The following is a 20,180-nucleotide window of genomic DNA, read 5'->3' on the forward strand; positions in this document are numbered from 1 at the left end:
TCACAAATCAGGGGCGCAATATGGCAGCAAACGATGATCCGCTCGGCATCCTCCCGCCGGGGTTCGACTTCTCTAAAGCAAAATATCTCGGTCCTGCACCAGGGGATGAGCCATTCGACTTTTCCAAGGCGCGCTATCTCGGTCCCGCGCCGTCGCGCAGCGCCTTCGCTGTCGCCAACGACACGATGGTCGACATCGCGAACAGCGCCACCGGCATGGTCAAGGCAGGCGTCGACCTCTTCGCCCCCGACTCCGCCGTGTCGTCTGCCCTGGGCGATTTCATCAGGTCCGGCGAGCAGAAGCAATCCGACTGGAAGCAGGCATCGCGCGAACAGCTCGCCCGTGACCTGCGGGCAGCCGATGGTGAGTGGAGCAAGGCCGGCGCCTACCTGAAGCACGCCGTTACGGAGGACCCACTCGGCACGGCCGCACAGGTCGCCGGCAATATGGCCCCGTTCGCTGCCGCGGGTCGCGCGCTGCAGGGCGCCAGCGCAGCGGCGAGGACCGCCACGATGATGGGCATGGGCGGCGGGCTGACCGCCGGCGAAGTCCGCGGCAACATCTGGCAGAAGATCAACGACACGCCGGACGCTGAGCTCATCGCAGTCAGCCCGGAATATGCCGCGCTGCGCGAGGTGCTGCCCGAGGCGGACGCCAAGCGCGAGATCGGCGCCCAGTTCCTGCGCAACCTGCCCGAAGTCGGCATTGCTGGGGCTATCGGCGCGCTCGGCGGTAAGTTCGGCCTCGAAGGCATGGTCGGGGGCGTGGCACCGCGCTACGGTGGCCGGCTCCTCTCTGGCGCTGTCGGCGTAGCAGACGAAGCGTCGCAGGGCGCGGTCGAGCAACTGGCTTCGAACTTCGGCGTCCGCCGGGCACTGCCGGAGCAAGCGCTCTGGGAAGACGTTGCGCTCAACGCAGCGCAGGAGGGCATTCTCGGTGTCGGTGCGGTGGCGCGGCCTGCCGTTCGCCCGCAAACGCCCGAAGAAATTCTGGTTGAAATCATCACACGACAGGAGCATGACAGTGGACAGCAAGACGACTTTGCCGGAATGGATGCAAGCGGCGGTGGCGGATGGATTGCTCCCGCTCAACCTGGCGCAGGAAATCAATCGCCGCTACCCTGGGGCGACACCGGATTCCTTGCCGCCGGAAATCAAGCAGGCGCTGAACACAGCACTGGCGGAGGTGAAGCCGTCACGCCAGGCGCTGGCCCGGTCGGGTTCGGAGGCGTTGAACCAGGACCTGGCGCGGCAGTTGGTGGATGGGGCTCCGCGGTAACGACCGATGGACAGACCGACACCGCCGGATTTGACGACCTGGCTGCAGCAGGCAATCGCGGCCGAGGTTTTGGCGACGGACGAGGCGCTGGACCTGTCGGCGCTGTTCGGCCGGATCAAGGCGACGCCGGGGCAGGTCTGGGCGGGACTGCAGACGCTGGACGCGACGGGCAACGAACTGGCAACGCTGCTCCTGCGCTGCGCCGGTTTGCCAGTTACCGCGAAGCCCTCGCCGCCGCCCGCCAAAGCGGATTCGACCTCGACCCGGTCGAGACGCAAGACGGCAGCTACGAGCTTCGTCCGCGCCCGCAAGCGCTGACCGCCGAGGGCGAGGCGTTCGCTGGCCAGGTCGAGCCGGTCAGCTATGCCGAGGCCGAAGCGCTGCGAAACGGCAGCGACACGCATGCCACTGTCCCGCACCCCGCCGGCGAGGGCTTCATGATCGTCCCGCGCGAGTGGATCGCAACGGCGACGCCTGCTCAGGCGGACCCGCCCGGCGGCGACCAGGCCGAAGGGCTGACCATCACCCGACGCGCGACCGGCGAGCTGGTCGTCAGTGGCCCGGCTGCCCGCGAGAAAATCCTGGCGGCTGTACCGTCGGCGAAGACGATGCAACGCGGCGATGGTTCGGTCCTCGTTGGCCGTCGCCACGCCGAGCAGGTCGAGGCCGCGCTGGCGAGCGCCAAGCCGGCGGGCTATGCTGAACGAGCGCCGGACGCGATTGCCGGCGACATCCCCTTGGAGCGTGACGATGGATCGATACCCGACGCAGGAAGAGCAGATTCTCTTGAACGGCGAGACGGCGCCGGGCGTGCTGGTGCTGCGACCGGAGCCCGCCCCGTACTCGTCGTCCAACAATCCCCCGCCGAGCCCGGCATCTACCACGTCCGAACCCAGCTTGTTACCGTCGGAGAGCGCGACCTCCCGGTAGATCGGGTCCAGACCTGGCTGGACAGCGCCCGGGTCTTTTCGAAGCTGTCCCGGTTCGCCGTCGAGCACATGGACGGCCTCGTTACCGATGCGGAAGGGCGCCCCCTGGCGCTGATTGGCGGGTTCAAGGGCGGTCCCGCACAGGCGACTATCGACGTGGCGACCCTCGTCGGCGAGCTGTCCCGGATCGACGGCGCGGCCGGGCTCTGGCTGGCTCACAATCACCCGAGCGGCGATCCCGAGCTGTCCGAAGCTGACCGCCGCGTGGCCCAGAATCTCGGCGAGCTGCTGCGGGATTCCGGCGTCACCTTCCACGGCTTGGCAGCGCTCGGCCGTGACGGCGGGAAGGTCAAATTCTCGACCACCGAGCACGACAACGGCGAGGTGTCGGCCGATGAGCCGGGCACTTTCCGCGTGCCGGTCGTCGAGCGCGAAATCGTCGAGGCCAGCGCAGGCGAGGCGATCACCGGTCCCGCACAGGCGAAGCGCTTGGTTCAGTCGATCGCCCGGGACAACGCCGGCGTCGTCTTCACCGACACGCAGAACCGGGTCAGCGCCTTCGTGCCGTTCGACGGCGCCGAGATGGGCGAGCTGCGCCGTGACGGCCGGCTGATGCGCCTGTTCCGAGCAGCCAGCACCGGCGGCGCAACGGGGGCGGTCATCGCGATGCCTGGCGGCAAGGTGTCGGTTGCGGACTATCAGAACGTCGGGAAAGCGCTTGGGGCGGCCGGCGTTCGGGTGCTCGACGGTATTCGCTACGACGCCGCCGATGGCCCGGCGGAAAGCTTGCTCGCCACCGGAATCGATTCGCCGGCGCCGAGTACGACGTTCCGCTCCGAATCAGCGACCTCGACGACCAGCGAACTGGACGCGCAGGTCTTCGCCTCAGCCGTGCGGGGTGACCTCGACGCGGCACTGACCTTGATCGAACAGAAGTCCGATCGACCGTACAACAGAGAACTGGCCGGGGCGTTACGTCGCTTGGGGCTGGGCACGAAGCTGGGGTTCAAGCCGGGCGAGCACGAGGGCGTCAAAGGCTCATACCGCGGGGCACAGGACGCAATCGAGCTGCACAGCCTGGCAGGCGCGGAGCAGGTCTTCCTGCACGAAGTGACGCACGCGGCAACGGTGCGGGCGATTGCTGCGAAGCACCCGGCAGCGGTGCAGATGGCCAGCCTGATGAAGGCCGCTCGCAAGCACTTCAAGGGCACGGCGGATGCCGAGCAGTACGGCCTGACGAACGTCTATGAATTCACCGCTGAGGCCTTCACCAATCCCGAGTTTCAGGCCGCGCTTTCCCAGTTCAAGGTAAGCCCGCCGCGTGGTCGCCTGATCACGGCCTGGCAAGCATTCCTTACCAGTGTCCGCCGCCTGATCGGGCTGGATGCCTCGAAGGAGACGGCACTCGGCAAGGCGTTGCACCTGGGCGCGCAGCTCATGGAAGCCAACAAAGTAACGCCTTACAACGACCCCTTGGGCATCTTCAATAGCGAGCAGCCGGCAACCGACCGCCAGACCCTGCGCAACAAGGCCCGGGGCTGGATCGCCCAGAATCGCGGCTGGATGCTCGGCGCCTTGACGCGCGATCAGCTCGCTGACATCTACGGCAGCGAGATCCCCGAAGCCGGCGAGTTCGACCACGTCGCGCAGAAAATGGACCAGGCCCGCAACGTCCTGGCCGAGCGCGCCGACGAGATCATTGAGAAGTGGCGCCGGCTGAGCACGGATGAGGCCGACCGCCTGGCCGACGTGATGCACCAGGCGACGATCGAGCAGTTCGACCCGGCCGACCCGCAGGCCGCCCCCAGCGGCATCGAACAGCGGGCGATTGCGAAGGCCTGGGCGGCGCTCACCCCTGAAGCGAAGGCGCTCTACCGCGAAGTGCGCGACACCTACGAGGGCACGCTGATCAAGATGCGCAACGGCTTGAGCAAGCGGGCGGAACGAGCAGGCACGGCCGGCAAGCGGATCGCCGCGCAAATCCGGTTGGAGTTCGACAAGGCGCTGTCGCGTGGCCCGTATTTCCCCTTGTCACGCTTCGGTGACCTGCTGCTGATCGGCCGCAGCCCGACCGGCGAGCGTACCGTCGAGGCGTTCGAGAGCGGCACGGCGCGCGACGTCAGGGCAGCCGAACTGCGCCGGGCGGGGTACCAGGTCAAGCTGACCGCGAAACGCGACTACAACGCATCGGTGGATGCCCCGGCGGCGGATTTCGTTGGCCAGGTGCTGAAGCTGATCGACGGCACCGAGATGGACGCCCGGGCAAAGTCGGCGCTGATGGACGACTTGAACCAACTCAGCATCGCCATGCTGCCCGACCAGTCCGCGCGCAAGCACTTTGCCCACCGGAAGGCTGTGCCGGGGTTCAGCCAGGACGCCATGCGCGCCTTCGCTGCGTCGATGCAGCACGCTGGCCACCACTTGGCCCGGGTGCTCCACGGCGACGAGCTGCAGCTCACGCTGGACGGCCTGCACAAGCGCCTGGCTGAGGCGAAGGGCGACAGCGACCTGACCGAGGCGCAGCAAGTGGCGAACGAGCTGGGCCGGCGCCTTGAGTACATGCTCAACCCGAACACGCACCCGGTCGCTGCAGCACTCGGCCAGGTGGGTTTCGTGATGTCCTTGGGCGGATCGGTCGCCGCCGGGCTGGTCAATCTGACGCAGACGCCGCTGGTAACCTTCCCCTGGCTCGGCGCGAAATTCGGCTGGGGCGCGGCATCGCAGGCGCTGAGCAAGGCCGGGCGGGACTATTTCGCTGGCCGGTGGGACCGCTGGTCCGGCTTCGTGGTGAAGGACAGCCCGGCGCTGACCGCTGACGAGCGCCGGGCGATGCGCGAGCTGGAAGACGCCGGGCTGGTCAATCTCAGCCAGGCGCATGACCTGGCCGGCGTGGCGAACACCGACCGGACGACCAGCAAGCGGGCGTTTGCGGTCAATCGGGCGATGAAAGTGGTTAGCTGGACTTTCCACTTGCCGGAAGTCTTCAATCGCCAGGTCTCCGGACTCGCCGCGTATCGCCTGGCACGCAGCGCCGGCAAGTCGCACGAGGCAGCGGTCGAGCTGGCGGGGCAGACGCTGCGCCGGACGCACTTCGATTACAGCGCCAGCAACCGCGCCCGCTGGATGCAGGGTAACGTCGCTCGGGTGGTGACGATGTTCAAGCAGTACAGCCAAAACATGACATACGCATTGTGGCGCAATGCCTACCTGGCGCTGAAGTCCGAAACACCGGAAGTCCGCCGCGAGGCTCGCCGCATGCTCCTGGGCGTCGGCGCGATGCACTTCGCCGCGGCCGGATCGCTCGGCCTGCCGCTGGGTGTGTTCGGCATCTCTCCGCTGCTGGGCCTGCTGGCGATGGGCATGGGCAGCGACGATGAGCCCTGGGACTGGGAAGTCGAGTATCGCAACTGGCTGGCCGACACCTTCGGCAAAGAAGCCGGCGAGGCCATCGCCAAGGGACCGGCGCGGCTGCTGGTCGACGTCGATATTGCGTCGCGCGTCGGCCTGGGTGAGCTCTGGGTCCGTCCGCCGCAGGGCGAGCACGAAGGCCGCGACTTGGTCGAGGCTTGGATGCTGACCTTGGCCGGACCGGTGGCGGGCTACTTGGGCAATCTGGGCACCGCTGCGCAGGCGTTCAACGCGGGCGAGTTCTCCCGGGGCGTCGAGGCGCTGGTCCCAAAATTCATCCGCGACCCGCTCAAGGCGATGCGCTTCGAGCGCGAGGGCGTCACGAGCTGGAAGGGTGACGACCTGGGCGTCAATCTCGACGGCGGCGACCTCTTCGCTCAGGCGATCGGCTTCCAACCGGCAGCGCTGGCGGAAATGTACGAAGGCCGGGCCGCAGTGAAGGGCAAGGAGGCACGGCTGCAGAACCGGGCAAGCGAGCTGCGCCGGATGTGGGTCGAGGCGTCACTGGCCGGCGACCAGGGCATGCGCGCCGAGGTGCTGGACCAGGTCAAGGCCTTCAACGAGAAGAACCCGGCAATGCGGATCACTGGCCAGTCGCTGCGCCAGGCTGTGGCGACCAAGCGACGCAACGCCCAGCAGATCGAGGACGGGATCTATCTCACCAAGAAACGCGAGCCGCTCCGGGAAGCCGGGCGCTTCGCCAATGTTCAACGAAACGAGGAGTAACGACGATGCAAGACGAACTGATCACCCTGGCCGAGATGGACGCGGCCGAACTGCAGGCAGCGGCGAAGGTCCGGGCTGAGGAGCGCCGGACTGCCGAGCGACTGCGCCAGGGCAAGCTCGAGGAAGACTGGAAGTCGCGCAACCTGTTCGCTGAGGCCTACGGCTCCGGCGACGAGTTTCTGGTCGCGGTTATGCGTGGTACGCACTTCGGCGTGGAGATCGGCGAGATTGAGCAGTGCCGGCGAGGGGGCTACCGTTACGCCCGGCGCACCGGCGACTGTCTGCCGGCGGACATCGAGCGGCTGCGCGCGGCGGGGCTGAATATCGTTGTGAAGGGTCGCCGCGCCAAGATCGAGGCCTGAATGTGTGAAGGGGCGGACTTTGTAGGTCCGCCCCTTCGTGCCTTTTTTACTTTCACGGGGTGCAGCCGATCCAGTGAGGTGGATTGTGGAGGTGGGAAGGCGGCAGGGGGAGCCTTGCTAGGTATCTACGCTTGGTTCTAGGAATTTGGGAAGATGCTTGTTGAGCATCGCTAAAAAGTTTGTTGGCATAAATTTTGGCTTGTTGTGCTATATTCTCCAGACAACATAGGAGTATTTTTATGGCATATTCAACGGTGAAAGTAACTCCCCAAATTCTTGAGGACACTAGGCGGGTATGGGAGCTGACTGTTGGCGCGGACGAATTTGCTAGTGAGTATGGCGCGCTGTTTGACTGGATTGGGGCGCACATCAACTACCAGTCGGCGGGTGGAGAATCTTTGGTGTACGCGCTTGTCCAAGAAGGTGCAAAAGTTGCCTCTGCATTTATCGATGTTGTTGCCTCTGGGCATAGAGGGGGGCTCACAAAGCTGCTAAAGATAATCATTACGCCTCAATTCTGGAACGTTGCCGAGCATCAGAATCAGATTGTTATGATCTACGTTGACGCAATAAAGGGAGCCTTTGACCTATCTTCGCAGAACAATTCTAGTACTTTTAAGATTTATGGCAGGACGGACCCTCTGTTGAGCTTGTTGCATAGTATCCGGCTTGCTATTATAAAAGATGCAGGCGTTGACTCTAATGTTCGTGTTGACATGGAAGGTCGCTGGCTTGTTGTAAGTAAAATTTAAGGAGATCGCTATGTCTAGCCCTGTTTCGTATATGAACGTTCGTGAATCGATCAGGCCGTGCGAAGAACAGTTTTTCTCAGCCGTGCGCGTGGCTGTGTCCGAATGGATCGCTACTACTGACGAAGAGGCTGTTCGTGATGCGCTCTTTTCTGCAAATGACCGCCATTCTGAAGAATTGAAAATCGCTGCGTGAAATCGCTCGACTAGAAGTAATGCCCGCCACAACTGGCGGGTTTTTTTTTGTACCCGAGGAGTTAGGCAGCCTTACTCCTGATCGGCGTAATCTTCGCGCCGGTCTTCAGCGCCTGCAGGTGCCGCCCCCAAGCCTCCATCATCTGCCGGCGTTCCGGTAGATACTCGGCTTGGTGGCTGTAGGCGCCGAATGTTGCGCCGCGGCGCTCTCTGTGGGCGAGCTGCTTGTCGATGATGTGCGCAGGCCAGCCCAACTCTAGGAGCGCGCTGGTCGCCGTGGCACGCATCCCGTGCGCGGTCACCGGAAAGCCAAGGCCGCGTTGTACAGCCTGGCGGAGCGTGTTGTCCGACATGCCGCGTGTCGGGTCGCCGATGCAGGGGAAAAGGAATTCGCCGCGCCCTGTCAGAGGGCGTAGCTGTTCAAGAGCGGCCAGGGCTTGGTCGCTGAGCGGTACGACGTGCTCCTCTCGCATTTTCATGCCTCGCCCTTTGCCTTCCACGCGCTCAGGAGGGATACGCCACTCCCTGGCGTCGACGTTGAATTCGTTCCACTTCGCCCACGCCAGCTCCCCCGGACGAACAAAGGTCAGGAGAAGAAGCTGCAGGGCCAGGCGGGTGCGGTAATCGACCGGCTTCGCGGGGTCGTCGACTGCACGAAGGAAGGCCGGCAAATCGGCGATGGCCAAGCTGGCGAAGTGTTTCTCGTTGGCGTCGCCGAGGCCGAGATCCCTGCAGCGGATCGCTGCAGCCGGGTTGGCGCGTGCCTTCCCGTGGAGAATCGCATAGCGGAATACCGCGTCGATCCAGGAGCGAACACGGCGGGCCGTTTCTCCTTTTCCTGCCGTGTCCAGCTTTTTGACTACTACGGCGATATGGGCCGCCTCGATGTCGGCGATCGGCAAGACGCCCAGGTGCGGGAATACGTGCTGCTCGAGAGCAACGATTGTCTTGTGGTTGGTCTTGTCCGACAGCTTGGCGCTGCGACTGCTGTGCCACTCTCTGGCCACGGCCTCGAAAGTCAGCGCTGAGGCCAACTCCTTTGTCAGCTTCTCGACCTTGCGTTGTTGCCCCGGATCAATGCCTTGGTCAAGCAGGGCCTTTGCGTCGTCTCGCTTCGCTCTGGCAGCCTTCGCGCTGACGGTGGGATAAACGCCATGGGCGAGCATCTTTTGCTTCCCGGCGAACCGGTAGGCCTGGCGCCAATATTTCTTCCCGTCTGGTCTGACCTCGACGAAGAGCCCGCCGCCGTCGGCAACGCGATACGCTTTTTCTCGTGGCTTGAGGTTGGAAATTTCCTTGTCAGTCAGCATCTTAGCCTCGCTCTGTTGGTACATTCGTCGAGGGCTTGTTGGTACATTGCTCCGGTACCAACAGATGTACCAACAAAATCGGTAGCTGCACCGCGACAAACGTGGACAAACACAGACGAATTTTAGCAGGAAACCCTGTGTTTACGGGGCTTTGCCGGGTCTAAATGGTCGTTGCTGGATGACTGGAGACACCGGAGTGGTGCCCCCAGGTGGAATCGAACCACCAATTCGCCCTTAGGAGGGGCGTGTTATATCCATTTAACTATGGAGGCGTGCCGGTTTGGCGGGCAGGGGCGCATTGTACCGGCTGGCCGACCCTTGTGATAGATTGAGCGGACGACAAATCACAAAAATGGAGACAAAAATGAGGGGGGCTTTTTCCAGTCGGCCTATCGCCCAGCAATTGATCGTCGCGCTGGTCGGCGCCTTGCTGCTGGTGTTCACGGCGATGACCGCGATCGTCCAGTGGCGCGCCGATGGTGCCGCGCTGAGCGTCGCCGAGCACAATCTGACGCATGAAGCGAAACTGATGGCGGGAACTCTCGATGCGCTGTTCGAGGCGGTGCGCGACCGCGGTAACCGGCAGTCCGATTTTTTCATGCGCAACCTCAATGGCACGCTGCAACCCGGCAGCGAGCTGGTCCGGACCGGCGATGTCGAGTTGCCGGTGGTTCGCCTCGGCAACGAGGTGCTCAACGGCAACGAGCGCATCCTCAAGGCCTTTCAGACGTTGAGCGGCGACGAGGCGGCGTTGCTTGTCCTGCGTGACGGCAAGGTTTATCGCCTGAGCACTTTGTTGCGTGACAAGGATGGCAAGCCGATGCACGGCGTGCCGGTCAAGGCCGACGATCCGGTGACGCTGTCAGTGCTCGCCGGCAAGGATTACCAGGGCTTGGCGGTGCGCGGCGGCAAGTACTACTTCAGCACCGTGCGCCTGCTGCGCGACGCTGCCGGTAAGGCCTGGGGGGCGGTGTCCGTACGCATCGCGCTGGAGGACGAGCTGAAGCGCATCCGCGCCCAGTTCGGCAGCATCGTCGCCGGTAATACCGGTTACGTCTATATCGTGCGGCCGGTGGGCGACAAGGGCGACGGTGAGTTCGTCCTGCATCCGAAATTCCAGGAAAAGCTGCTTTCCGAAGTCGATGTGCCGGCGACCGCGAAAAATGCAGTCAGCGAAATCCTCGCCCGCAAGAATGGCGCCTATCGTTACCTGATGCCTGACGGTAACGGCGGCGAACGCGAGAAGATCGTCGTTGCCGCGACCTCGGAAGCCTGGGGGTGGACGGTCGCCACCGGCAGCTGGCTCGACGAGTACCTCAAGGAAAGCCATGCCCTGCGCGATCTGGTCATCGTGATCAGCATCGTCGCCGCTCTGGTGCTCGCGGTGATCACTTTCTGGCTCGTCAATTCCCGCTTGCGCGGCTTGTCGCAACTGGTCGGCGAGGTTTCCCGGATCAGCTCGGGCGACCTCCGGGTCAGCGTGCGCGACGCCGACCCGGCCAGTCGCAACGAGGTGCATGTGATCGCCAGCGCCTTCAACGAGATGGCCGCCAGCATGCGCCGGCTGGTCAGCGGCGCGGCGCAGACCTCGGGGCAGGTCGGCGACGCCGCGCATGCCTTGCAGGAGGCGGCACAACGGGCGCTGGAGAGTGCCGGCCAGGCGTCGCAGTCGGCCTCCGGCATCGCCGCCTCGGTCGAGCAGCTATCGGTCAGCATCTCGCAGGTCGCCGACAATGCCAACCATGCGGCGGAGATTTCCGAAAACTCGAAGGCGGTCACCGCCAGCGGCCGCCAGGTCGTCACCCGGACCATGCAGGAGCTGGAGCGGGTGGCCGGCGACATCAGCGAATCGGCAGTGCTGATCGAGTCGCTGGGCGAGCGCTCGAAGCAGATTTCCAGCGTTGTCGGCGTCATCCGCGAGATTGCCGAGCAGACCAACCTGCTTGCCCTCAACGCAGCCATTGAGGCAGCCCGCGCCGGCGAGCAGGGCCGCGGTTTCGCCGTCGTCGCCGACGAGGTGCGCAAGCTGGCCGAACGCACCGCGATGTCGACGCAGGAAATCTCGACCACGGTGACGGCGATCCTGCAGGAGACAACGAATGCCGTCGAACGCATGCAGGCGGTCAGTGGCAACATGAGCAGCAGCGTCGGCCTGGCGCGCGAAGCCGGCGAAGCGCTCAACAGCATCGATGCCCGTGTTCAGGAAACGGTCGGCGTGGTCATGCACATCGCCGAAGGCACCCGCGAGCAGAGCGCCGCCAGCCAGGAAATCGCCCGCCTCGTCGAACGCATTGCCCAGGCCGCCGAGGGCACCAACGAACGCGCGTTGGGCAACCGGCAGCGGGCGCAGGAACTGGAACACCTGGCCGACGAGCTGCAGGCACAACTTTCCCGTTTCACCACCTGAACGATTAGAATCCTGCCATTCCCATTACATCGGCGCCTTGCGGGGCGCCGTTTTCATTGCCGCCCATGCCCTACCTGAAACTTTCCGCTGCCTGTCTCGCCTACGGTCACGTGCCGTTGCTCGATCACGCCGAATTCCAGCTCGACCCCGGCGAGCGGGTGGCCCTGATCGGCCGCAACGGCACCGGCAAGTCGTCGCTGCTGGCGGCGCTCGCCGCCGGCTCCGGCAAGGGCCGGCTCGATGACGGCGAGGTCTGGGTACAGCCCGGCATCCGCGTCGGCTACGTGCCGCAGGAGCCGCCTTTCGATCCGGCGCATTCGGTGTTCGAGGCGGTGATTTCCGGCATGGGTGAGACTTCGGCGCTGCTCGCCGAGTACCACGCGGTGTCGCACCGCCTGGGCGAAGGCGGCGATCACGACGCGTTGCTGACCCGCATGGCGCAACTGCAACAGGAACTGGAAGCGCGCGGCGCCTGGGCCTACGAGGCGCAGGCGGAAAAGGTCATCGCCCGCTTCGGGCTCGATCCGGAAGCGCAGGTCGGCAGCCTCTCCGGCGGCCAGAAGAAGCGCCTGGCGCTGGCCCAGGCGCTAGCCGTGGCACCGGAAGTGCTGCTGCTCGACGAGCCGACCAACCACTTGGACATCGCCGCCATCGAATGGCTGGAAACGCTGTTGATCGAATCCGGCGTGACGCTCCTCTTCATCACCCACGACCGTTCCTTCCTCGACCGCGTCAGCACCCGCATCGTCGAGCTCGATCGCGGCCAGCTGGCGAGTTTTCCCGGCAATTTCACGCAGTACCAGCAGCGCAAGGAAGCGATGCTGCACGAGGAGGCGCTGGCCAACGCGCGCGCCGACAAGCTGCTCAAGGAAGAGGAAGTGTGGATCCGCAAGGGCGTCGAGGCGCGGCGCACGCGCGCGGTGTTCCGCGTCCAGCGCCTCGACCGCTTGCGCGCCGAGCGCCAGGCGCGGCGCGAGCGCATGGGCCGCGTCAACCTGCAGCTGGAAAGCGGCGACAAGAGCGGCAAGCTGGTCGCCGAACTGGATCACGTCAGCAAGTCCTGGGGGGCGCGCCGCATCGTCAGCGATTTCTCGACGCGCATCCAGCGCGGCGACAAGATCGGCCTGATCGGCCCCAACGGCGCCGGCAAGACGACGCTGCTGCGCCTCATCCTCGGCGAACTGGCGCCGGACGCGGGAACGGTACGGCAGGGCACGAAGCTGGAAATCGCCTACTTCGACCAGTTCCGCACCCAGCTCAATCCGGATTCGACGCTGGCCGACGTCATCTCGCCGGGCTCCGACTGGGTCGAGATCGGCGGCGCCCGCAAACACGTCATCGGCTACCTGGAAGATTTCCTGTTCGCGCCCGAGCGCGCCCGCTCGCCGGTCAGCTCGCTCTCCGGCGGCGAACGCAACCGCCTGCTGCTCGCCCGCCTGTTCGCCAAGCCGGCCAACGTGCTGGTGCTTGACGAGCCGACCAACGACCTCGACATCGACACCCTCGAACTGCTCGAACAACTCCTCCAGGACTACGACGGCACGCTCTTCCTGGTCAGCCACGATCGTACCTTCCTCGACAACGTCGTCACCCAGACCATCGCCGCCGAAGGCGATGGCGTCTGGAAGGAGTACGCCGGCGGCTACAGCGACTGGGCGAACTACCAGGCGAGCTTGGCGAAGGTCGCGGCTGACAAGCCGAAAGCCGAGACCAAGGCGGCGAAACCGGTCGAAGCGGCGAAGACGAAGGTCGACAAGCTGAGCTGGAAGGAGCAGCGCGAACTGGAAGCACTGCCGGAGAAGATCGCTGCGCTGGAAGCCGAACAGGCGAAGCTGACCGCATTGCTCGAAGACCCCGGCCTCTACCAGCGCGACGCGCAGGGGGCGCAGAACGCCTCGGCGCGTCTGGCAACGATCGACGACGAACTGATGGCCCTGCTCGAACGCTGGGAAGCGCTCGAGGCGCGCGCCGGGAACCCGAGCTGAAAACGGCAATCGAAACGCCATGAACCTGCCCCGAACTTCCTGGCGCACGCCGCTGCTGATCCTGGTCATCGGCGGCCTGATCCTCACCCTGTCGATGGGCGTGCGCCACACCGCCGGCCTCTTCCTGCAGCCGATGACGATGGCGCACGGCTGGAGCCGCGAGACCTTCTCCTTCGCCATCGCCATCCAGAACCTGGTCTGGGGGCTGGCCTCGCCGTTCGCCGGGGCTTTCGCCGACCGCCACGGCGCCGGCCGCACCGTGTTTGTTGCCGCGCTCCTCTACGCGCTTGGCCTGGTGCTGATGGCGCAGGCGAGTTCGCCGCTCGCCTTCGACCTGTCGGCCGGCGTGCTGATCGGTCTCGGCCTGTCGGGGACGACCTTCGCCGTGATCATGGGCGTCATCGGCCGCCACACGACGCCGGAGCGGCGCAGCCTGGCGCTCGGCATTGCCGGCGCCGGCGGCTCCTTCGGCCAGTTCGCGGTGCTGCCGATCGGCCAGGCGCTGATCAACGCCTGGGGCTGGCAGAGCGCGCTGGTCCTGCTCGCCTGCGGCGTCGGCCTGATCGCGCCACTGGCGTATGCCATGGCCGACGGCCACAAGCCGGCCGCCGGCGGCGGCCAGTCGATTGGCGAGGCACTGCGCGAGGCGGGCACGCAGAAGAGCTTCCACTACCTGTTCTGGGGCTATTTCGTGTGCGGCTTCCAGACCGCCTTCATCATGCTCCACCTGCCGTCCTTCCTGGTCGACGGCGGCCTGAGCGCCAACGTCGGCATGACCGCGGTGGCGCTGATCGGCCTGTTCAACATCTTCGGTTCCTTCTTCTTCGGCTGGGCCGGCGGGCGCGGCAGCAAGAAGAACCTGCTGGTGGCGATCTACGCGATACGCGGCGTGGCCATCCTGATCTTCATGCTGCTGCCGCTGACGACGGCGAGCGCCTGGGGCTTCGCAGCGGTGATGGGCATCCTCTGGCTGGGCACGGTGCCGCTGACCAACGGTCTGGTGGCGCAGATCTTTGGCCTGCGCTACCTGTCGATGCTGGCCGGCATCGTCTTCCTCGGCCACCAGTTGGGCAGCTTCCTCGGCGCCTGGCTGGGCGGACGGATCTTCGACGAGACCGGCTCTTACAGTCTGGCATGGACGATTTCCATCGTCCTTTCGGTGCTGGCCGCGCTCTGCTCCTGGCCGGTCAACGAAAAGCCGCTGCTGCGGCCCGCCGGCGCGTGAAGCCGCACTGGAAATCCGTGCTCGCCGGCGCTGGCATCGCCGCCCTGCTGATCCTGCTGGCGTTGATCTTCATGGCCTACCAGATGCCGGAGCTGCTGCTCGACTGGGCCAACCTCAATTACTGCGGTTGATCGCCGGCGTTGCCGTTCGGCACGCCGAGATGCTGGCGTACCGCTTCCAGGTTGAGGTTGAGCAGGGCACCGATCTCGCGGTAATCGTCGGGTAGCGCCGGATTGTCCCAGCCCTGCGCCGAATGGCGTGCCAGGCGGACGGCCAGCGAGACGTTGCGGACGCGCGGACTGTCGCCCTGGCTGTCGTCGATCAACAGGCTGAGCAATTCCGGCAGATGCCAGATCTTGCACAGGGCGAGCTGGATTTCCTGAAACGTCAGGCCGAGCACCTGCTGCTGGGCGTCGGCGCTGCGCATCCCGGGGTTGGCCTGGAGCAGCGCCTGGATGCGCAGCCCCAGCGCCGGCGCGAAACACCAGACGAGGATTTCGGCGAGGTCGTGGAGTAGCGCGGCGATGCGCACTTCCTCCAGGTTGATGTCGTGGCGCCAGATTGCCCAGTCCTGCGCGTAGTCGGCGGCGCGCTGGGCACGGCGGACGATGTGGAGGACGCCGAGCAGGGCGTGCGGGTCGCCGCCGTGCAGCGTGTTCTCGATCGTCGGCAGGGCGTCGAAACGGCGGAAGAAGGGAAACAGGCCGGACATCATCACGGCGCCGGCGATGGTGGCGATGTCGTGCTGCAGCGAGCGGCCGCGGAAGGGCTGGATGTAGGCGAGCACGCGCACGGTCATGATCGGGTCGCGCAGGATCAGCTGGGCCAGTTCGCGGGCGTCCAGGGTGTCGAGGTCGGCGCGCATTTCGTCGAGGCGCCGCCGGGTGGCGCGCAGAACCGGCAGGCTGTTGTTGCTGAACAGCAGCACCCAGGCATCGCGGTCGGGCAGGGGGGCGTCGATCATGCGCATCTCGCTCGCAGAACGGGCGGCGGGCCCGGATGGCAGGCAGTGTAAGGGCCGGGCTGACGGCGGGCAAGCCTGCCGCCATGCGATAATCGCCGCCCTTGTCCATTCTTCCGTTTCGCCATGCGCCATCAGATCGTTCCCGTCACTCCCTTCGAGCAGAACTGCACCCTGTTCTGGTGCGAGAAGACCCGTCAGGCGGCGGTCATCGATCCCGGCGGCGATGTCGATCGCATCCTCGCCGCGCTGGCGGCAGAGGGGCTGACGCTGGCCAAGGTGCTGGTGACACACGGCCACATCGACCACGCCGGCGGTGTCGCCACGCTGGTCGCCAGAACCGGCGTGCCGATCGAGGGGCCGCAGGCCGAAGACGCCTTCTGGATCGACGCCATGGGGCAGCAGAGCCGGATGTTCGGCTTCCCGGACACGGCGCCCTTCACCCCGGACCGCTGGCTGGTCGATGGCGACAAAGTGCGTTTCGGCGAGGTCGAACTCGACGTGCTGCACTGCCCCGGCCACACGCCGGGACACGTCGTCTTCTTCCATGCGCCGAGCCGCCTGGCGCAGGTTGGCGACGTGCTGTTCCAAGGCTCGATCGGGCGCACCGATTTCCCGCGTGGCGACCACGCGACGCTGATCGCCTCGATCAAGGACAAGCTGTTCCCGCTCGGCGACGACGTCGCCTTCATTCCCGGTCACGGGCCGATGTCGACGCTGGGCGAGGAGCGCCGCTACAACCCCTTTCTCAGCGGTCGTTTCGGCTGATCAAGCGGCGACGTGGATGCGCCCGGCCCATTGCAGTGCCTGCATCTGGGCGTCGCGGAAACGGTCCGGAGCAATCGCCAGTTCGTCGAGCAGCCCGGCGGCGATTGCGTAATTGCGCCGGTCGGCGGCATCCAGCGCCCGCAGCAGTTTGCCGGCCGAGCCAGCGTGATGCGCCAGGGCAGCGTTGATCGCCGGGGCCAGCGGTAGTTGCTGCAGGATTTCCGGCATTGACATGTTGAGCAGGACATCGAGCAGCGAAAAGCTGCCGATCATGAAGGCGCCGTCGCCAGTTGTGGCCGGCTCGGCCTGGGCGGCGAAGTTCTGCGTCAGCAGTTCCATCAGCCGGCCGCGCACCGCCGCCTTGTAGAGCAGCGGGTTGGGGTGGAGGTCGTTGTCCGGATCGGCGTAAACCAGGAGTTGCAACCAGCGCTGCAACTGCCGGCGGCCAAGCATGTTGATCGCCTGGGAGAAGCAGGTGATCGGCGTGCGCGGCGCCATCGCCGCCGAATTGACCAGGCGCAGCAGGCTGTAGGAGAGTTTGCTCTCCTGGCGGAAGACTTCGTCGAGCTCGGCGGTGTCGGCGTCCTGGGCAATCAGGGCGAGCAGCCTGAGCATCTTCTGGCGCGTCGTGTCGGCCTTCCTGCCGTTGGCGCTGCGCGTCAGCAGGTATTCGCCGGTGCAGAAGGTGCAGGCGTTGGCCAGTGCCCAGTCGCGGTCGCTGTGCGTCTGCACCTCGGTGGCGACGATCACCGTGCGCGTCGCCAGGCCGAGCAGCGTGTACGGCGCTTGGACACGTGCCTGACTGACCGGCAGCAGCAGGTAATCCCAGGCGCCGCTCGCCGGTAGTTTGCGCTCCGGGGCAGCGATCAGGCCCAGCTTGCGTTTCATTTGGCGCAGGGCGGCTTCCAGTTCGCTGGCGTCTTCCCCCCCGGCGCGGAAGCAGGCGATGATGCGCTCGGCGCTGCTGGCGGCGAGCGGCGTGGCGGCCAGAAACCAGGGCTGGCGATGGTCGAAACCATCGAACAGCGGGTGGGCAGGGATCGCCTGGCCAGTCGGGCTGGCCGTCGGGTCGTTGCTCTCGACGAAATAGGCGGCATGGCGGTCGCCGTGGTCGAGCAGGGGGTGGATGAAATCGTAGCCGGGCAGAGGCATGGCGGGCTTCTTGGTGGTTTTGGCCGATATTAGCAAATCTTTACCTGCAACAAGATGGGGCGGTGCGACGATTTTTCGGCGTTGGCCGGGTGTCGGCCTTGTGGGATGATGCGGGTGATGATTCCCGACTATTGGACCGAGGCAACGCGCGCGCTGGCCGCGCTCGATGCGCCGCTGGCCGCCCTGATCGAAACGCACGCCGGCGCCGCGCTGGCCTCGCGTGGTGACCCGTTCGCCACGCTGGCCCGCTCGGTGGTTGGCCAGCAGATTTCGGTGAAAGCCGCCGACGCGGTCTGGGGGCGTTTCGTCGCGCGCGTCGGCACGCTGTCGCCGGCGGCGGTGGCGGCCCTCGGCCGCGAGGGGCTGGCCGGTTGCGGTCTGTCGCAGCGCAAGATCGAATACCTGGCTGACCTCGCCGCGCATTTCCTCGACGGTCGTCTCGATCCCGATGGCTGGCATCGCCTCGACGACGAGACGCTGATCGTCGAGTTGTGCCGGGTGCGCGGCATCGGCCGATGGACGGCGGAGATGTTCCTGATCTTCAACCTGATGCGGCCGGATGTCTTTCCGCTCGACGACATCGGCCTGCAACGGGCGATCGCCCAGCATTACTTCGCTGGCGCCCGACCCAGCCGGCGCGAGCTGGCGAGCGTCGGCGAACGCTGGCGGCCGTGGCGTTCGGTGGCTACCTGGTATCTCTGGCGCAGTCTTGATCCGGTGCCGGTCGAGTACTGACGCATTGCCCTTCTGACCTTTGGGGTAAAATGCGCGCCAACTTCAGAACCGAGTAGTCCATGAAAATCAGTTTCCTCGATTTCGAGCAGTCGATTGCCGAGCTCGAAGCCAAGATCGAACAGTTGCGCTTCGTCCAGGATGATTCCGCGGTCGATATCTCGGACGAAATCGGCCGCCTGGAAAAGAAAAGTGCCCAGCTGACCAAGGACGTCTACGCCAAGCTGACGCCGTGGCAGATCTCGCAGGTCGCCCGTCATCCGCAACGCCCGTACACGCTCGATTACATCCAGCACATCTTCACCGACTTCGAAGAACTTCACGGCGACCGCGCCTTTGCCGACGACCATGCGATCGTCGGTGGCCTCGCCCGCTTCAACGGCGAGCCGGTGATGGTGATCGGCCACCAGAAGGGTCGTGACACCAAGGAAAAGATCCACCGCAACTTCGGCATGCCGCGTCCGGAAGGCTATCGCAAGGCGCTGCGCCTGATGAAGCTGGCCGAGAAGTTCGGCCTGCCGGTGCTGACCTTCGTCGACACGCCCGGCGCCTATCCCGGCATCGGTGCCGAGGAGCGCGGCCAGTCCGAGGCGATCGGCCGCAACCTCTATGTGATGGCGGAACTGAAGGTGCCGGTGATCGTCACCATCATCGGCGAAGGCGGTTCCGGCGGCGCGCTGGCGATCGCCGTCGGCGACACCGTGCAGATGTTGCAGTACTCGACCTACTCGGTGATCTCGCCGGAAGGTTGCGCTTCCATTCTCTGGAAGAGCGCCGACAAGGCGCCGGAAGCCGCTGAAACCATGGGCATCACGGCGCAGCGCCTGAAGACGCTGGGCCTGATCGACCGCATCGTCAACGAACCGCTCGGCGGCGCCCACCGCGACCACGTCGCGATGGCGGCCAACCTGAAGAAGGCCTTGCAGGACGCGCTCAAACAGCTTTCCGGCCTGCCGGTCGATGCCCTGCTGGCGCAGCGCTACGAGCGCCTGATGAGCTATGGCCGCTTCAAGGAACAGCCTGCCGACTGACCTTTTCCAGCGGGTCGGCGCTTTCGTCGCCGCCCGCATCGCTCCCGGCGCGACCGTCCATCTCGGTCTCTCCGGCGGGCGCGATTCCATCGTCCTGCTCGATCTGCTGAGCCGTCTGCCGCTGGCCGGCCGGCTCGCGGCAATCCACGTCAACCATGGCCTGTCGCCGCGCGCCGATGACTGGGCCGATTTCTGCCGCGCTACCTGCGCGCGCTTGGCCGTGCCGCTGACCGTCGTTCCGGTGGTCGTCGACCGCAGCACCGGCCAGGGACTGGAAGCCGCCGCCCGTGCCGCCCGCTACGCGGCTTTTGCCGATTGTGCCGGGACCGGCGGCACGCTGCTGCTCGCCCAGCATCGCGGCGACCAGGCCGAGACCGTCCTCTTCAACCTGCTGCGCGGTAGCGGCGTCGCCGGTGCCGCCGGCATGCGCGGCGAACGAGAGAACCACGGCCTGCGCCTGCTGCGTCCGCTGCTCGGCACAGCGCGCGCCGAAATCGACGCCTATGCGCAGGCCCGCGGGCTGGCCTGGATCGACGACGAAAGCAACGAAGACACGCGGCTGTCGCGCAATTTCCTGCGCCACCGCATCCTGCCTGAACTGAACGAGCGCTTTCCCGGTGCCGAGGCGGCGCTTGTCCGGGCCGCCGGGCATTTCGCCGAAGCCGGCGAACTGCTCGACGCGCTGGCCGAAGTGGACTGGCAGCGCGTCGCCGACGGCGACGCGGCGCGCCTGCCGCAACTGCGTGAACTGGCGCCGGCCCGTCTCCGGAACCTGCTGCGTTGGCGCTTGCAACAACTGGGCTGGCAGCCGCCAGCGGCCAACCGTCTCGACGAGTTCGTCCGCCAGTTGCTCGATGCTGCACCCGACCGTCATCCCGAATTGCAACTGCCGGCCGGCCGGATGCGTCTGAGCCGGGCCCGGCTGCGCTGGTTGCCGGGTGGATAACAATTGCTTACCGCCT

General features: G+C 65.7%; 15 protein-coding genes and 1 tRNA gene. 12 read left to right on the top strand and 4 right to left on the bottom strand.

Annotation, left to right across the window (positions count from 1 at the left end):
• Positions 1-20 precede the first annotated feature (20 nt).
• The 4 genes from ACLIIZ_RS18215 (at position 21) to ACLIIZ_RS18230 (ending at position 7,648) form a co-directional block, all read left to right on the top strand.
• Positions 21-6,341, top strand: coding sequence for a PLxRFG domain-containing protein (locus ACLIIZ_RS18215; protein WP_416694451.1), 6,321 nt, complete (start codon positions 21-23; stop codon positions 6,339-6,341).
• Between the two features lie 5 nt (positions 6,342-6,346).
• On the top strand, positions 6,347-6,703 hold the full coding sequence (locus tag ACLIIZ_RS18220; protein ID WP_416694454.1) for a hypothetical protein: 357 nt from the start codon (positions 6,347-6,349) through the stop codon (positions 6,701-6,703).
• 239 nt (positions 6,704-6,942) lie between these two features.
• Positions 6,943-7,455 carry a hypothetical protein gene (locus tag ACLIIZ_RS18225; RefSeq protein WP_416694456.1) on the top strand — a complete coding sequence of 171 codons (513 nt, stop codon included), beginning with the start codon at positions 6,943-6,945 and terminating at the stop codon, positions 7,453-7,455.
• A 10-nt stretch (positions 7,456-7,465) separates the two neighbouring features.
• Positions 7,466-7,648 (top strand): hypothetical protein, encoded by a 183-nt coding sequence (locus tag ACLIIZ_RS18230; protein WP_416694458.1) that lies wholly within the window; start codon positions 7,466-7,468, stop codon positions 7,646-7,648.
• Positions 7,649-7,709: 61 nt separating this feature from the next.
• Here ACLIIZ_RS18230 and ACLIIZ_RS18235 read toward each other — a convergent pair whose 3' ends face one another.
• Both ACLIIZ_RS18235 and ACLIIZ_RS18240 read right to left on the bottom strand, forming a co-directional pair.
• A complete protein-coding gene (locus ACLIIZ_RS18235; RefSeq protein ID WP_416694461.1) occupies positions 7,710-8,957 on the bottom strand; it encodes a tyrosine-type recombinase/integrase in 1,248 nt (415 codons plus the stop codon).
• 197 nt (positions 8,958-9,154) lie between these two features.
• A tRNA-Arg gene (locus ACLIIZ_RS18240) sits at positions 9,155-9,229 on the bottom strand.
• A 92-nt stretch (positions 9,230-9,321) separates the two neighbouring features.
• Between ACLIIZ_RS18240 and ACLIIZ_RS18245 the strand changes: the two genes are divergently transcribed.
• The 4 genes from ACLIIZ_RS18245 (at position 9,322) to ACLIIZ_RS18260 (ending at position 14,705) form a co-directional block, all read left to right on the top strand.
• The gene (locus tag ACLIIZ_RS18245; RefSeq protein ID WP_416694464.1) at positions 9,322-11,364 is read left to right on the top strand and encodes a methyl-accepting chemotaxis protein; all 2,043 of its coding nucleotides are present in this window, start codon (positions 9,322-9,324) and stop codon (positions 11,362-11,364) included.
• A 65-nt stretch (positions 11,365-11,429) separates the two neighbouring features.
• Complete coding sequence (locus ACLIIZ_RS18250) at positions 11,430-13,349, top strand: ATP-binding cassette domain-containing protein (protein WP_416694466.1); 1,920 nt, start codon at positions 11,430-11,432, stop codon at positions 13,347-13,349.
• Positions 13,350-13,368: 19 nt separating this feature from the next.
• A complete protein-coding gene (locus ACLIIZ_RS18255; protein WP_416694468.1) occupies positions 13,369-14,574 on the top strand; it encodes an MFS transporter in 1,206 nt (401 codons plus the stop codon).
• Positions 14,571-14,705, top strand: a complete 135-nt coding sequence (locus tag ACLIIZ_RS18260) for a hypothetical protein (RefSeq protein ID WP_416694471.1) — start codon at positions 14,571-14,573, stop codon at positions 14,703-14,705. Before ACLIIZ_RS18255 ends, ACLIIZ_RS18260 begins: the two co-directional genes overlap by 4 nt.
• On the opposite strand, the gene ACLIIZ_RS18265 is transcribed toward ACLIIZ_RS18260, so the two are convergent.
• Positions 14,693-15,538 carry an HDOD domain-containing protein gene (locus ACLIIZ_RS18265; RefSeq protein WP_416694475.1) on the bottom strand — a complete coding sequence of 282 codons (846 nt, stop codon included), beginning with the start codon at positions 15,536-15,538 and terminating at the stop codon, positions 14,693-14,695. The genes ACLIIZ_RS18260 and ACLIIZ_RS18265 overlap by 13 nt on opposite strands.
• Before the next feature lie 123 nt (positions 15,539-15,661).
• Here ACLIIZ_RS18265 and ACLIIZ_RS18270 point away from each other — a divergent pair, with 123 nt between their 5' ends.
• Positions 15,662-16,303 carry an MBL fold metallo-hydrolase gene (locus ACLIIZ_RS18270; RefSeq protein WP_416694477.1) on the top strand — a complete coding sequence of 214 codons (642 nt, stop codon included), beginning with the start codon at positions 15,662-15,664 and terminating at the stop codon, positions 16,301-16,303.
• Here the strand turns inward: ACLIIZ_RS18270 and ACLIIZ_RS18275 are convergent, their stop codons facing one another.
• Complete coding sequence (locus ACLIIZ_RS18275; RefSeq protein ID WP_416694480.1) at positions 16,304-17,455, bottom strand: EAL and HDOD domain-containing protein; 1,152 nt, start codon at positions 17,453-17,455, stop codon at positions 16,304-16,306.
• A gap of 117 nt (positions 17,456-17,572) precedes the next feature.
• On the opposite strand from ACLIIZ_RS18275, the gene ACLIIZ_RS18280 reads away from it, so the two are divergent.
• The 3 genes from ACLIIZ_RS18280 to tilS are packed head-to-tail and all read left to right on the top strand — an operon-like array spanning position 17,573 to position 20,164.
• Positions 17,573-18,190 carry a DNA-3-methyladenine glycosylase family protein gene (locus ACLIIZ_RS18280; protein WP_416694482.1) on the top strand — a complete coding sequence of 206 codons (618 nt, stop codon included), beginning with the start codon at positions 17,573-17,575 and terminating at the stop codon, positions 18,188-18,190.
• A 59-nt stretch (positions 18,191-18,249) separates the two neighbouring features.
• Entirely contained in the window at positions 18,250-19,218 is a 969-nt protein-coding gene (locus ACLIIZ_RS18285; RefSeq protein ID WP_416694485.1) for an acetyl-CoA carboxylase carboxyltransferase subunit alpha, read from the top strand.
• Entirely contained in the window at positions 19,187-20,164 is a 978-nt protein-coding gene (gene tilS / locus ACLIIZ_RS18290; RefSeq protein WP_416694487.1) for a tRNA lysidine(34) synthetase TilS, read from the top strand. The genes ACLIIZ_RS18285 and tilS overlap by 32 nt, the downstream gene beginning before the upstream one ends.
• The last annotated feature ends 16 nt before the right edge of the window (positions 20,165-20,180 follow it).

The organism is Azonexus caeni (genome assembly GCF_048146105.1).
GTDB classification, from domain to species: domain Bacteria; phylum Pseudomonadota; class Gammaproteobacteria; order Burkholderiales; family Rhodocyclaceae; genus Azonexus; species Azonexus aromaticus_B.